Below are 235 nucleotides of genomic sequence, written 5' to 3'. Positions count from 1 at the left end.
ATAGCGGCCGCCGACCCAGTCCCACATTTCGAACACGTTGTCCGCGGCGATGCCGAGCTTCACGACTTCGGCCGGGTTCGCCGACACGCCGACGAAGTGCTTCGCGAGCGCGCCCTCGGGGCAGCCACGCGCGACGAACCAGTCGCGCAGCGAGCGTGCGTTCGTCATCGTCACGAGCGTGGTGAAGGTCTTCGACACGATGATCGCGAGCGTTTCCTCGGGATCGACCTGTTCG

1 pseudogene is annotated in these 235 nt (G+C 66.0%); it reads right to left on the bottom strand.

Annotated elements, in window-relative coordinates:
• Positions 1–235: pseudogene (locus KVT39_RS37425) on the bottom strand (glucose-6-phosphate isomerase); the annotation flags it as partial.

Origin of the sequence: Burkholderia sp. GbtcB21 (genome assembly GCF_019091065.1) — a bacterium.
In the GTDB taxonomy this organism is placed as follows: Bacteria; Pseudomonadota; Gammaproteobacteria; order Burkholderiales; family Burkholderiaceae; genus Burkholderia; species Burkholderia pyrrocinia_C.
This window is presented reverse-complemented; position numbering and strand designations above follow the sequence as displayed.